Source organism: Oceanobacillus sp. FSL K6-0118 (assembly GCF_038006665.1).
GTDB classification, from domain to species: Bacteria; Bacillota; Bacilli; order Bacillales; family Amphibacillaceae; genus Oceanobacillus; species Oceanobacillus caeni.
The window spans coordinates 1170590-1183288 of sequence record NZ_JBBOVR010000001.1; the positions used below are offsets into that span (position 1 = coordinate 1170590).

Genomic DNA, 12699 nt, shown 5'->3' on the forward strand with positions numbered 1-12699 from the left:
AGAAAGATAATTCAGAATATGTTACACTAAAATAAATGGTTTTTGCTTTTGGAGAGGAGTCCGAGATTTTGGATTTACAGAAAAAAGTATCGAAGCTTTCGAAAGATGAATTAGTAGAATTAGTCCTATATCTTGTTGAAGGGGACGAAGATGTGGGGAGAAAGGCAGAGTTTAAGCTTTTGACCCCTAATGATGAAGTGAAAGCTAGTAAACAACTAATCAGAAAATATATAAACGAGAATAAGAGGCAAGGGTTTATTTCCTGGAGAAATGTCCATGCTGCGTTGCAAGGAGCAGAGATGGTCCTTGACAAAGGCCGAGAAAAATTGGTGAACGGGGAGGAAGATACTGCAATTCGATTAGGAATTTCCGTACTTTCCATTGTGATAGATATGCTTCAGTACACCGATGATTCAGGCGGAGAAGTAGGGTATATTGTGAATGAAAGCATTACACTTCTGAAGGATGCCTCGTCTATGATTCTAGTATCAACTGACCTCCGAATACAAGATAAAATGTTCCAACTAATTTTGAAGGAATCTATGCAAAAACGATATGATGGCTGGAATGATATACGCTATGAATTATTAGATGTTTGCACGATTTATTCCGCTCGTATCCATGCAAGACTTAAGTTGGAAGAAACACTGGAAAAACTTCTGGCTGATATTTCGACTATTTCCTCAAGGTCTTCAGATTATGATCAGCAGTCTATTAAACAATTGCAGCTGAAAATTCTAGAACGAAATGGGGAACTAGATAAAGCGGAGCAACTTATTAATGATAACTTAGATTTTGACGAGTTTAGAGAACTAGCGATTGAAAAAGAAATGGCTAATGGCAGTTATGACACGGCCTTAAAAATATGTGAAGACGGGGAAGAGAATGATTGTGACTATCCAGGTCTTCTAAAGAAGTGGAAACAATATCGGTTACAAATTTATGAAGCGATAGAGGACATGGAAAAACAAAAAGAGGTATTGCTTGATTTTGTTTATGATAATGAATATGAAGCATATGCGAAACTAAAAGATTTATATTCTGAAGAGGAATGGAACGATGTTTTAGATAAAATTTTTGATGTATTTGAAAATAAGTCTGGTTACTTGCCGCATGTTTATGTGTATATAGCTAAAACAGAAAACAGAAGTGATAAAGTACTTATATACTGCGAGCAATCACCAATTACCATTGTAGAGCTCTATCCATATTTAATAAATGATTATCCCGAAAAGGTAGAAGATATATTTACAAAATATATAAGATTTGAGGCAGATCACGCTTCGGAAAGAAAAACATATCGTAACGTTTGCCGAAAACTTACCGTATTCAAGGAAGCATGTGGAGAAACGAAATTTAAGGAGCTAGTAAAAGAACTGAAGCAAACTTATGACCGAAAACCTGCATTTTTGAATGAGTTAGAGAAAGTGGAAAAATAGTTAAAGCTTACTTTAGCGTAATTATTTCAAAAATACAAAGAGGAACTGGATTAAAGTAATCATTAGTAAAGATGCTGGATATTCTTTCCGCCTTTTGTACTGTAAATAATTTTAACTTTATACCTTTCTGCTTTCAAAAAAACGAGACTGCTACAAGTAGCTTTCTCGTTTTTTCATTTATCTCTTTATCCCTTACTGATTGATTGTAGTTTGTTTTTCATATATTTTTTTCGAAAAGTGATCCAAGCGGTTTTTAATGAGGAGTACATTCCGATTGCTGCTGCTCCATAAAAGCCTCCCATAAAAATCCCAGCTATTAAATCGTGACGGTGACTAATGAATATGGAGATTAGAAAACCTAAAGCTGATGCGATAGTAGGAAAATATTTATGAGGAATTGGAAATAGCTTAAAAAACTGTGTAATGATTACAATTAGAGGCACTGCAATAACTGCATCCCAAAAGTTTGTGTGTATTTCAGGAAATGACATAGATCCCACTCCTTATTCTTGTTTGATATTCCTATTGTAAACATTTATTACCTTTTTATCCTACCTAAACAGGCAGTAAGACTCTCGCCTCAAGTTTCTAGGGAACAAAGAGGGTAGGTTAGATATTAACTGCCCGTAAAGCTCCGATAAGTACGACTAACTATCAGTGGGGATGAAGGAAACCGCCCACTGGTGGAAGTCTTCTGGAGGATAGCACTAGAACAATAAAAGCAAAATAAGCGTTCAATTACTTCAATTCATTGTATGATGGTAATGGAGGCGGTTCAAAAAAATCCGCTGAACACGACACTTCGCAATTTTTAAAAAAATAGAAGGAGGAGTTCGATTGTCCACAAAAACGATATTAAGTATAGCGGAAAGAAGAAAGGCATTGGAAGATCGCTATCCAATCTGGCCAAGGGATACGATTGCAAGACATTTTGAAAAAGCATGCTCAGAATATAAAGATAGACCGTATATGTACATAGATGGAAAAGAATTAACATACGGAGAAGTATGGGACTTGGCAGTTCAATATGCGAAAGCTTTCATGAAACTTGGGGTAAAACGAAGAGATCATATCGCGATTTTAATGAATAATGATGCTACGTATCCATCTTTAATGATTGCGTCCTCCATGGTTGGGGCAGTGTTTATTCCAATTAATGCGATGCTTACGAAAGATGAGCTAGGGTATATTGTTTCTCAATCGGATACACAGTATTTGTTAGTACAGCAAACGGTAAAAAATCAACGTCATGCAGAAGTAGTAGCAGAATTGCTGGATACTCCAGAATTTCAGGAGAATAGCCAGATTGAAAAAGTGATAGGTATCCCGACTGATGAGAAAGATGCAATGGATAGACGTTTTCTTCTTTGGAATGATTTTCTAAAAGGGTCGGATTCCATTACCGATGAGGAGTTCCAACAAAGATGGGATGAGTCTCGTTACCCTGATGAGGTAGCTATAATTATGTATACATCTGGTTCAACAGGGAGTCCAAAAGGTGTTATGCTAACGGAAGATATGCTTCTTCGTGCTAGTTATGCCACATGTATGAGTAGGGCAATTGAAGATGGTCGTGTCACATTTGCACCATTGCCGTTTTATCATTGCTTTGCGATTATTGAAGCGATTTTAGCGATGTCCTTTGTTGGGGGTTCGTTTATTTCGGCTCTCGGGGCATCACCACTTCAGTCTTTACAATTAATGGAAAAATATAAAGCAAATGACTATTTATGTGTTCCATCTACTTTGGTACCATTGTTAAATCATCCACGTGTTTCGGAATTTGATTTATCGAATCTTTTTGCCATGTGGTGCGGTGCGGCACCTGCTCCTATTCCCGTTTGGCAAAAAGCAATGAATGTATTGGGACTAACAGAAATGATTACAGGTTATGGACAAACAGAGGTTTCTTCATCAGGAGTAACAACGGAAATTGGCGATCCATTAGAGCGTATTTCCACAAGAGTAGGACGTCCAAAATTAGGTGGTTCCAGTAGTGTAACGGAATTTAACGGAAGTAATGTTCAATATAAAACGATTGATCCGGACACAAGAAAAACCTTACCAGCTGGTTCTGTCGGTGAACTTGTAGTTAGAGGAAACACAGTAACGCATGGCTATTATAAGAAACCTAAAGAAACAGCGGAAGCGATCGATAAAGACGGATGGTTACGTACTGGAGATGTAGGTAGAATCGATGAAAATGGCTATATCCAGCTTCTTGGAAGAAGTAAGGAAATGTACAAGGTTTCTGGAGAATTAGTATCCCCGCGTGAAGTGGAGGTCGTTATTTCTGAGCATCCGGCAGTTAGTCAAGTCAACGTCATTGGAGTACCGGATTCCATAACAACAGAAATAGGAGCAGCTTTTATTGAGCTTAAACTAGGCGAAACTTGTACAAGAAGAGATATAATAGAATGGTGTTCTTCTCGGCTAGCAAAGTTTAAAATACCACGTCATGTATGGTTTGTCGAAGCATCTGAATGGCCAATGACAAGTACAGGTAAAGTTCAAAAATTTCGTCTAAAAGATATTGTTAAAGCTAAACTATCTTAATAATAGAAAATTAAGTAAGGAGAGACAAAAATGACAGATAGATGGCATCAAGAAAATATGCGTGTCCAATATAAAGATACAGATCAGATGGGTGTCGTACATCACGGAAATTATGTAACGTGGTTTGAGGTAAGCCGCACAGAATGGATTCGCCACTACGGATTTGCTTATAGTAAAATGGAGGAATACGGAGTTCTTCTTCCTGTATTAGATGTAAACATTCAATATAAGAAATCCGCTCACTACGATGATTGCGTAGCGGTTTTTTCAAAAGTTACCAAATATTCCCCAGTACGTATTGAGTTTTATTATGAAGTAAGAAAAATAAGTGAGGAAGAATTTGCACAAGAAAAAGGGGAAACAATGGAACCCTTTGGTGAGCTACTTGCAAAAGGAACGACGAAACATATGTGGGTAAACCAGGAATGGAAACCAGTGCGAATGAATAAAGTCGCACCAGAAATTTATGAAGTTCTTGAAAAAGTTATGGGGTAGGGGGGCATTGCACCTCCCCAATTCCACCTACTTTTGCGCCATATTTAATTCTCTTTTATCTAAAGTACCTGAGTTCGACAGTTGCTCACATTCATGAAAAGCAAAATGCTTACACCCAAGACATTTCTGAAAATTAATTTTCGTTAAAGCAACGTTAATTGCTTCACCAGTCCGTTCAAATATATGTTCTTCCCCTACTTCCTTGTATAAACCAGATAGTCTCATTTGCTCTTTTATTTCTGGTTGAAGACCGGAAATAAGAATAGTTCCACCATTTTTCCTAAAGTATTGAACGATATTTCTAAAGTTGGCTTCTCCTGTTGTATCCATAAATGGAACATTGCCCATCCGTAATATCAACACTTTTGGTTTGTAATGGATAGACTCCATGACTCGTTGTTCAAAAAGTTGCGCCGCACCAAAGAAAAGAGGCCCTTCAATGGTATAGATGCTAATTTGTGGACAATCATGAGTATCATGGACTACATGAGATGCAACAGTTTCATGTTGATTGCTATGGTCGGGTAGTACTCTGGAAACTATGGAAATGTTACTCATTCGCTTTGCAAATAATACAAGTGCCAGAATAAGACCTACTAATACCGCCGTTGTAATACTAGTAAATACGGTCAAAAGAAATGTAACTAATAGAACGAGAGAGTCCCCAGTTTTTAACTGTAATAAATGTGCAAACTGTTTTCTTTCTGCCATATTCCATGCCACAATCATTAAGACTGGCGCTATACTTGCTAATGGAATTTGGGAGGCATAAGGTGCAAAGATAAGGACAGTCATTAAGACAATAACGCCATGGATAACACCTGACATGTGGGTAGCCGCCCCAGATTTAATATTGGTTGCTGTTCTCGCAATAGCTCCTGTAGCAGGAATACCACCAAATAAAGGCGTGACGATATTCGCAACCCCTTGGCCAACTAATTCTCGGTTACTATTATGTTTACTATTAGTCATTCCATCTGCAACCACTGCTGATAATAAAGATTCAATACCGCCCAATGCAGCGATGGTAAAGGCAGGGACTAATAAATACATGATTCGTTCCAATGTTATTTCTGGAAAATGAAATGTTGGCAATTGACTCGGAATATTACCATAAGTTGAACCGATTGTGGCAATGTTTTCTTTGAAGAATAGCATCGCAATGATGGTAGAGATAATGAGACCAATAATCGATCCAGGTATTTTTGGGAATAACTTTGGTGTAATTAAAATAACAACTAAACACACGATAGCTGTGATAATACTATATAGATTAATAGAATTTAGATGAAGAAGAATTTCCTTCATGTTATCGATGAATTTTTCATGCTTCTCTAAATCGGATAATCCTAGAAAGTTGCCAATTTGTCCAGAAAATATAATGACAGCAATCCCTGAAGTAAATCCAATCGTTACCGGACGTGGGATATATTTTATTAATGACCCGATTTTGAAAAAGCCCATAATACACAACATAACCCCGGCTAATAAACCAGCAAGTAATAAATCTTCATATCCATAAGTGATGACAATGCCGAGTAGTATGGGAACAAAAGCGCCGGTAGGACCCCCAATTTGAAATTTGGAACCACCAAGAATCGAGATAATAATCCCTGCGATACAAGAAGTATAAATACCGTACTCTGGTTTTACACCGGACGCGATAGCAAAAGCCATGGCCAAAGGGATCGCGATGACGCCGACAATCGTTCCCGAAAGAAGATCCTTTTGAAAGTGATTCCATGAGTAACCGTTTAAACGTTCAAACAAAAGCCCCTTCATTTCTTTATCTATACCCCTTTAAGTTATTATTAATCTATTTAAATTGCTGTCTAAATCTTTACTTTTTATCTAATTCCTTATACATAGATATCGTATTAATTAGGTGGTTATCGAATATTTCCTTTGCCACCTCAAGTAATTTAATAATGGAAGGGTCGCGGAGAGAATAGATAACTCTTTTTCCGTCCTTCGTTCCAACAACAATATTTTTTGCCCGTAATACACTTAGTTGTTGAGAAACATTAGAACCCTCACTGTTTAAAACACTCTGTATTTCATTCACACTCTTATCACCCTCTGCCAATAATTCTAAAATACGAATTCTTAATGGATGAGCTAGTGCTTTAAAAAAATCTGCTTTAAACTCCTGTAAATCAGACCACAATGGAAAAACACCCTTTCAACTAAACATATTCAAATATTTGAATATGTATATCTAACTATACCCCATCTTTATCGTAATGACAAGGGGCGGCATGAACAGGAAAAGCCATCCAAGAAAATTGGATGGCTTTTCAAGTGTTTATAAGATGACAAATCATACTTTTAATTTACCTTTTGTTTCGTATAAGGGATTTTTAAAATTTTCCTTTAAGTACTGAAGTCCATATAATAAATAAGCTTTATAATGGAGATAACAGAAAAATTGTAATTTGTTTAACCTATGAAGTTTGACAATCCTTATTTTCTTTAGAATACCCATAAAAATGAATGCAAATAATCCATGAGATATTATATTAACAATTACAAACTTCTTGAAATTGCTATACGTATATTTCAGAATCCACATGGAAGCTGGCATATATGGACCAATACTAAACGGAAGCTCATTGGTTAAAAAGCTTCCTTTCTTATTGTAAAAAATCCACCACTTCTTTTTATTACCTATTATATGATTAATGGTTTCGAAAATCACGATGATTAGTCCGGAAATGGAATAGCGTTTAAAGCTTCGTTTCCCAATAAAAATGACAGATAACCAAGGAATTACTATAAGTAACATATTAAAAAGGATATATCGTAGTTTGGAAGACATGGTCAAAAGAACTCCTTTTTTTCGTGTAAAGATTTGAATAAGTGCAACTAAGGCACTTGCCTAACCTAAAATGCCAAGTTTTTTAATAGTAGAAATATTGTCTGAGTACTAATTAAAACTAAGCATACAATGGTTATTTTCTATCTAACAGGGGTATTGTATAGAAAAGGGGGTAATTAGATTGCATTACGTCATTATAGGTGGTGTTGCTGCGGGGATGAGTGCAGCAATGGAGATTGTTCGTACGGATGAATCAGCGGAAATTACGGTTTTAGAACGAGGTACCGATTATTCATACGGGCAGTGCGGGTTACCTTATGTAGTAAATGGAGTAGTTCCTTCATTAGATGATGTAGTTGCCCGAAGTGTTAAGACATTCAGAGAAAAATATCATATGGATGCAAGAGTAAATACAGAGGTAACTAACATAGATGTGCAAGACCAAAAGGTGAAAGGTATCGATACAGAAACGAAAGAGACTATTGAAGTTCCATATGATCGCTTACTAATCGCTTCAGGTTCTGACCCAATTGTTCCGGATTGGGAAGGAGTTCAATTAAAAGGGATTCATACATTGAAAACATTACGTGATACGGAAGGAATGATGAACGATTTAACTGACAATGTAAAACGTGTGACGATTGTTGGTGGAGGATATGTCGGTTTAGAAATGGCTGAGAGTTTTAAAACACTCGGCAAAAATGTAACCCTTATTCAACGTGGCCAACAAGTGGCGAAGATTTTTGATAAGGATATGGCGGAGCTTATTCATGAGGAAGCAAAGAAAAACGATATTGAACTGATATTAGGGGAATCCGTTGAAGCCTTTTTAGGTAAGGACCGAGTAGAAGCGGTAAAAACGGACAAGCGATCACATGAAACTGACTTTGTTTTATTGGCTATTGGGGTTCAGCCAAACACAAGCATCTTAAAAGATACAGGTATCCATATGAATGAACAAGGGGCCATTCATGTGAATGCATATATGAAAACATCGATTAAAAATATTTATTCAGCAGGAGACTGTGCGACGCAGTATCATTTAGTAAAACAACTAGATGATCACATTCCATTAGGGACAACTGCTAATAAACAAGGAAGAATCGCTGGAGCAAATATGGCAGGAAATCCGTTATCGTTTAAAGGGATTGTAGGAACATCGATTGTGAAATTTTTTGATTTAACGTTAGGAAGAACAGGTTTATCGGAAAGAGAGGCAAAACAATTAAATCTGCCGTATTCCATACAGACGACGAAAGCAAATTCATATGCAGGGTATTACCCAGGTGGGGAAACATTGTATATTAAACTTCTCTACCATACAAAGACTAACGAATTGCTTGGTGGCCAAATAATCGGTAAAAAAGGTGTGGATAAACGAATCGATGTGTTAGCTACTGCACTGTATAATAAAATGACCATTCACCAACTGCTAGATTTAGACCTTGCCTATGCTCCACCGTACAATGGAGTGTGGGATCCAACGCAACAAATGGCGAGAAAGGTGTAGAGACAGTGGGTCAGTGGGTTCCATGTCCCGCTTGCTTTGATGAAATTTTTATCAAGAATCACCACTAGGATATCAGTATTCGAGGGCAAGAAATCAGGAATCACCACTAGGATATCAGTACACGGAAGCGAGATATCGGTAAATACCACTAGGATATCAGTACACGGAAGCAAGATATCGGTAAACACTGCTGGGATATCAGTACACGGAAGCAAGATATCGGTAAACACTGCTGGGATATCAGTACACGGAAGCAAGATATCGGTAAACACCATTGGGATATCAGTACACGGGAGCAAGAAATCAGGATTCGTAAGTATATGATCAGGATTTCCGTTACCCCGCTTCAAATATAAGGTTCTTGACCCGTTTTAAGACTCCCACCTTAAGCTTCTGAGGAAACTAAGAAGGTAGGTGGGAGATCACCTGCCCGTAAAGGTCCGATAAGTGCGACTAACCGTGAGAGGGGGATGTGGGAAAACCACCGCTGATGGAAGTCTTCTTTATACAAAGTAGCTGAAAAGCCATTCCCTATTTGGTGTAAGGGAATGGCTTGTTCCTTTCATTATATTAATTGTTCTTTTCAATTAACCCTTCTTCTTCAAGATAGTTCTGTGCGATTTTATAAGCACTTTTTCCTTCAACTGCTACTTGATAGTTCATCTCGCGCATCTGTTCATCGGTGATCTTTCCAGCAAGTTGGTTTAGAATAGCTTCTAATTCCGGATACTTCTCTAATGTTTCACTCCTAAGTAAAGCAGCTCCTTGATATGGTGGGAATAATTCTTGGTCATCCTCTAGAACTTTAAGATTATATCTTCTCAATTCACTATCTGTTGAATAGGCATCAATCAAATTGATTTCATTTTGCTCCATAGCTGTATACCTAAGTTTCGGCTCCATTGTTACGAGATTAGGAAATTCAAGATTATATTTTTCTTGAATCCCAACGTAACCATCTTCACGGTCAGAAAATTCCAAAGTGAAACCTGCCTTCACATCACCTTCTATACCATGTAAATCGGATATGGATTCAAGGCTATGTTTTTCTGCGAATGGTGCAGAAACAGCTAGTGCATAGGTATTGTTATATTGCATTGGTTCGAGTAAAGTAAAATCAAATTTCTCGAATAATCCATCTCGTGCTTGCTCATATACTTCTTGTTTATCATTGCTTACCGCAGTTTCTTTTAAAAATTGTGTCACAATCGTTCCAGTGAACTCAGGGTATATATCAATTTCACCTGACTGTAAAGCGTTAAATAAGAAAGATGTTTTCCCAAGTCCAGGTTCTAATTTCACGTTTAAATCTGTTTCATCCTCAATTAATAATTTGTACATATTAATCAGAATTTCGGGTTCAGAACCTAATTTTCCGCCAATAACGATGCTTTCTTGGCTTCCCTTCAAGGCGTTAGGTGCGATGGAAATACCGGCAGCCAATATAACAATTACAAGAATCGATACCAGTAATTTTTTGTAAGAAAGTTTTTGCATTCCTCGTAACAACAAATCAAATATAATGGCCAATAGTGCAGCGGGAATAGCACCAAGAATAATAAGAGAAGAATCATTTCGGTCGATTCCTAGTAAAATAAGATCACCTAAACCACCTGCGCCTATTAATGCGGCAAGAGTAGCAGTACCAATTATTAACACCATTGCCGTACGAATTCCCGCCATAATGACTGGCATTGCAAGAGGTAACTCTACTTTCAACAATCTTCTCGGTGTGTTCATTCCCATTGCCATGGCCGCTTCGATTAAAGAAGAGTCCACTTCTTTTATTCCGGTATATGTATTACGTAGAATGGGAAGAAGTGCGTAAATAATAAGCGCAATGATAGCAGGAACCTTTCCAATACCGAATAATGGGATGAATAAACCTAATAATGCTAACGAAGGAATGGTTTGTAAAACAGCGGTAATTTCAATAATACTTTCAGCAATACGTGCTTTTTTTGTTAAGTAAATCCCCAATGGAATGGAAATAATGACAGCAAAGAATAACGCGATAAAAGATAGTTGAATATGTTCAAAAAGTGCTTGAATCAATTGATCTTGGCGGTTTTGGAATACATTTATGAAGTTAGACATGATTGTTTCCTCCCACCGGTACACTTTCAGAAAGATAATGGATGAGCATTTGTCTGTTGATATACCCAATCGCTTGTCCATTTTTTTCTACCCTAATTTGTTCGTGTTCAGATAAAAGCGTTAAAACTTCCTCAAGTGACGCATGGGCAGTTAATGATGGAGAAGACGACAGATTATTATGATGTGCAGGTTCCATCAGATCCTCTAAGCTGAAATCAGAATTCATCCATGATGCCCCACTTACAAAATCTCTAACAAAGTCATTGGAAGGGTGACTTATCAATTCTTCTGGAGTTGCCAATTGTACGATTTTCCCATCATTCATCAAACAAATTCGATCCGCTAATTTCATTGCTTCCTTCATGTCGTGCGTAACAAAAATTATTGTTTTCTTAATACTTTTTTGTAAATGAATGATATCATCTTGTAATTTCTCCCGGCTAAGTGGATCAAGTGCACTAAAGGGTTCGTCCATTAAAATGATTTCTGGATCAGCTGCTAGAGCGCGAATTACTCCAACTCTCTGCTGTTCCCCTCCAGATAGTTCACTCGGTTTACGATTTCGATATGTATCCGGGTCAAGCCCCACCATTTCTAATAGTTCCGTAACGCGGCGATAAATGTTATCTTTTTTCCATTTTTTTAATTCAGGGACAATCGCGATATTTTCCTCAATCGTCATATGAGGAAATAATGCAATTTGTTGTAAGACATAACCAATGTCCCAGCGAAGTTCGTGAATATTAAAATCACTTATTTTCCTTCCATTGACGAAAATCGTACCATCTGACAATGGAATGAGTCGATTCATCATTTTTAAAGTAGTCGTCTTACCACAACCACTGGGACCAATGAGAACAAAGAATTCTCCTTTGTTAATCGTAAAGTTTATCGAATCCACTGCTCTAGTCCCATCTTCATAAACTTTACTAACATTTTCAAATGTAATCATGTTGTATAAGCTCCTTCTATTTACTAATTCTTCTTTTCTAACTATATCTCTTTTTTCATCATGTTAAACCTATGGGATGATTAAAGGGGAGGCAGTAACATTTGGAATCATTAGACATATAATTCATATTAATACGAGTTGTAAACAATGAATTAATATTGGAGTTGAATAAAAATGGGAAGAGAATTTCTGCCGTTGTTTAATGAATGGGCAAATTCCTATGACGACACGATTAGTGGATCGGATAAGGAATATAGAACCGTATTCGAACGTTATGATGAAATATTGGAAGAAGTAGCCAATAAAGCAGAAGGGAATGTATTGGAGTTTGGAGTTGGGACAGGAAATTTATCTAAGAAAATCATGGAAAAGGGACAGGAACTGATTGGCATTGAGCCATCCGTAGCAATGCGGAAGATTGTAAAAGAAAAATATCCGTCTATACAAGTTTTTGATGGAGATTTTCTAGAATTTCCAACTATCCGCGAGACCGTTGATTCGATTGTAAGCACCTATGCTTTTCATCACTTAACAGATTTGGAAAAAGAAGATGCAATAAGAAAATATGCTTCCTTACTTCCTTCACATGGAAAAATTATTTTTGCGGATACTGTTTTTGAAACTGAAAAAGCAAAGGAAGACATGATAGAAGATGCAATGAAGAAAGAATATCACCGGTTAGCCAATGATTTGAAGAGCGAATATTATACAACGATTGAAGTATTGCGTCAGATTTTTAACCGAAATCACTTTGATGTAACATTTGAAAAAATGAATGACTTTGTCTGGCTATTCATTGCTACGAAGCATGATCAGGTAAGGGGGAAGTGAC

General features: G+C 37.0%; 11 protein-coding genes. 5 read left to right on the forward strand and 6 right to left on the reverse strand.

The window, feature by feature from the left end:
- Window positions 1-68: 68 nt before the first annotated feature.
- Window positions 69-1439: a hypothetical protein gene (locus MHI02_RS06145; RefSeq protein ID WP_060669200.1), complete on the forward strand. Its 1371-nt coding sequence runs from the start codon at window positions 69-71 to the stop codon at window positions 1437-1439.
- Window positions 1440-1624: 185 nt separating this feature from the next.
- Here MHI02_RS06145 and MHI02_RS06150 read toward each other — a convergent pair whose 3' ends face one another.
- Window positions 1625-1930 (reverse strand): hypothetical protein, encoded by a 306-nt coding sequence (locus tag MHI02_RS06150; protein ID WP_047183988.1) that lies wholly within the window; start codon window positions 1928-1930, stop codon window positions 1625-1627.
- 346 nt (window positions 1931-2276) lie between these two features.
- Here MHI02_RS06150 and MHI02_RS06155 point away from each other — a divergent pair, with 346 nt between their 5' ends.
- Window positions 2277-3995, forward strand: a complete 1719-nt coding sequence (locus MHI02_RS06155) for a class I adenylate-forming enzyme family protein (protein WP_047183989.1) — start codon at window positions 2277-2279, stop codon at window positions 3993-3995.
- A gap of 30 nt (window positions 3996-4025) precedes the next feature.
- Window positions 4026-4490 (forward strand): acyl-CoA thioesterase, encoded by a 465-nt coding sequence (locus MHI02_RS06160; RefSeq protein ID WP_047183990.1) that lies wholly within the window; start codon window positions 4026-4028, stop codon window positions 4488-4490.
- 27 nt (window positions 4491-4517) lie between these two features.
- Here MHI02_RS06160 and MHI02_RS06165 read toward each other — a convergent pair whose 3' ends face one another.
- From MHI02_RS06165 to MHI02_RS06175, 3 genes are all read right to left on the reverse strand, one after another.
- Window positions 4518-6272 (reverse strand): SulP family inorganic anion transporter, encoded by a 1755-nt coding sequence (locus MHI02_RS06165; RefSeq protein WP_257456427.1) that lies wholly within the window; start codon window positions 6270-6272, stop codon window positions 4518-4520.
- Window positions 6273-6330: 58 nt separating this feature from the next.
- The gene (locus tag MHI02_RS06170; protein ID WP_047183992.1) at window positions 6331-6657 is read right to left on the reverse strand and encodes an ArsR/SmtB family transcription factor; all 327 of its coding nucleotides are present in this window, start codon (window positions 6655-6657) and stop codon (window positions 6331-6333) included.
- Window positions 6658-6810: 153 nt separating this feature from the next.
- Complete coding sequence (locus tag MHI02_RS06175; RefSeq protein WP_047183993.1) at window positions 6811-7308, reverse strand: hypothetical protein; 498 nt, start codon at window positions 7306-7308, stop codon at window positions 6811-6813.
- Window positions 7309-7489: 181 nt separating this feature from the next.
- Here MHI02_RS06175 and MHI02_RS06180 point away from each other — a divergent pair, with 181 nt between their 5' ends.
- The gene (locus MHI02_RS06180; RefSeq protein WP_257456423.1) at window positions 7490-8818 is read left to right on the forward strand and encodes a CoA-disulfide reductase; all 1329 of its coding nucleotides are present in this window, start codon (window positions 7490-7492) and stop codon (window positions 8816-8818) included.
- A 570-nt stretch (window positions 8819-9388) separates the two neighbouring features.
- Here MHI02_RS06180 and MHI02_RS06185 read toward each other — a convergent pair.
- Together MHI02_RS06185 and MHI02_RS06190 are read right to left on the reverse strand one after the other, a co-directional pair.
- Entirely contained in the window at window positions 9389-10915 is a 1527-nt protein-coding gene (locus MHI02_RS06185; protein ID WP_257456421.1) for an ABC transporter permease/substrate-binding protein, read from the reverse strand.
- The gene (locus MHI02_RS06190) at window positions 10908-11867 is read right to left on the reverse strand and encodes an ABC transporter ATP-binding protein (protein ID WP_060667846.1); all 960 of its coding nucleotides are present in this window, start codon (window positions 11865-11867) and stop codon (window positions 10908-10910) included. Before MHI02_RS06190 ends, MHI02_RS06185 begins: the two co-directional genes overlap by 8 nt.
- Before the next feature lie 174 nt (window positions 11868-12041).
- On the opposite strand from MHI02_RS06190, the gene MHI02_RS06195 reads away from it, so the two are divergent.
- Window positions 12042-12698: a class I SAM-dependent DNA methyltransferase gene (locus MHI02_RS06195; RefSeq protein ID WP_047183997.1), complete on the forward strand. Its 657-nt coding sequence runs from the start codon at window positions 12042-12044 to the stop codon at window positions 12696-12698.
- Window position 12699: the final 1 nt, after the last annotated feature.

What these genes read in the sequence shown, in the direction of transcription:
- MHI02_RS06150 (WP_047183988.1), bottom strand. Translation starts at nt 1,930, where the DNA reads ATGTCATTTCCTGAAATACACACAAACTTTTGGGATGCAGTTATTGCA.
- MHI02_RS06160 (WP_047183990.1), top strand. Translation starts at nt 4,026, where the DNA reads ATGACAGATAGATGGCATCAAGAAAATATGCGTGTCCAATATAAAGAT.
- MHI02_RS06165 (WP_257456427.1), bottom strand. Translation starts at nt 6,272, where the DNA reads ATGAAGGGGCTTTTGTTTGAACGTTTAAACGGTTACTCATGGAATCAC.
- MHI02_RS06175 (WP_047183993.1), bottom strand. Translation starts at nt 7,308, where the DNA reads ATGTCTTCCAAACTACGATATATCCTTTTTAATATGTTACTTATAGTA.
- MHI02_RS06185 (WP_257456421.1), bottom strand. Translation starts at nt 10,915, where the DNA reads ATGTCTAACTTCATAAATGTATTCCAAAACCGCCAAGATCAATTGATT.
- MHI02_RS06190 (WP_060667846.1), bottom strand. Translation starts at nt 11,867, where the DNA reads ATGATTACATTTGAAAATGTTAGTAAAGTTTATGAAGATGGGACTAGA.
- MHI02_RS06195 (WP_047183997.1), top strand. Translation starts at nt 12,042, where the DNA reads ATGGGAAGAGAATTTCTGCCGTTGTTTAATGAATGGGCAAATTCCTAT.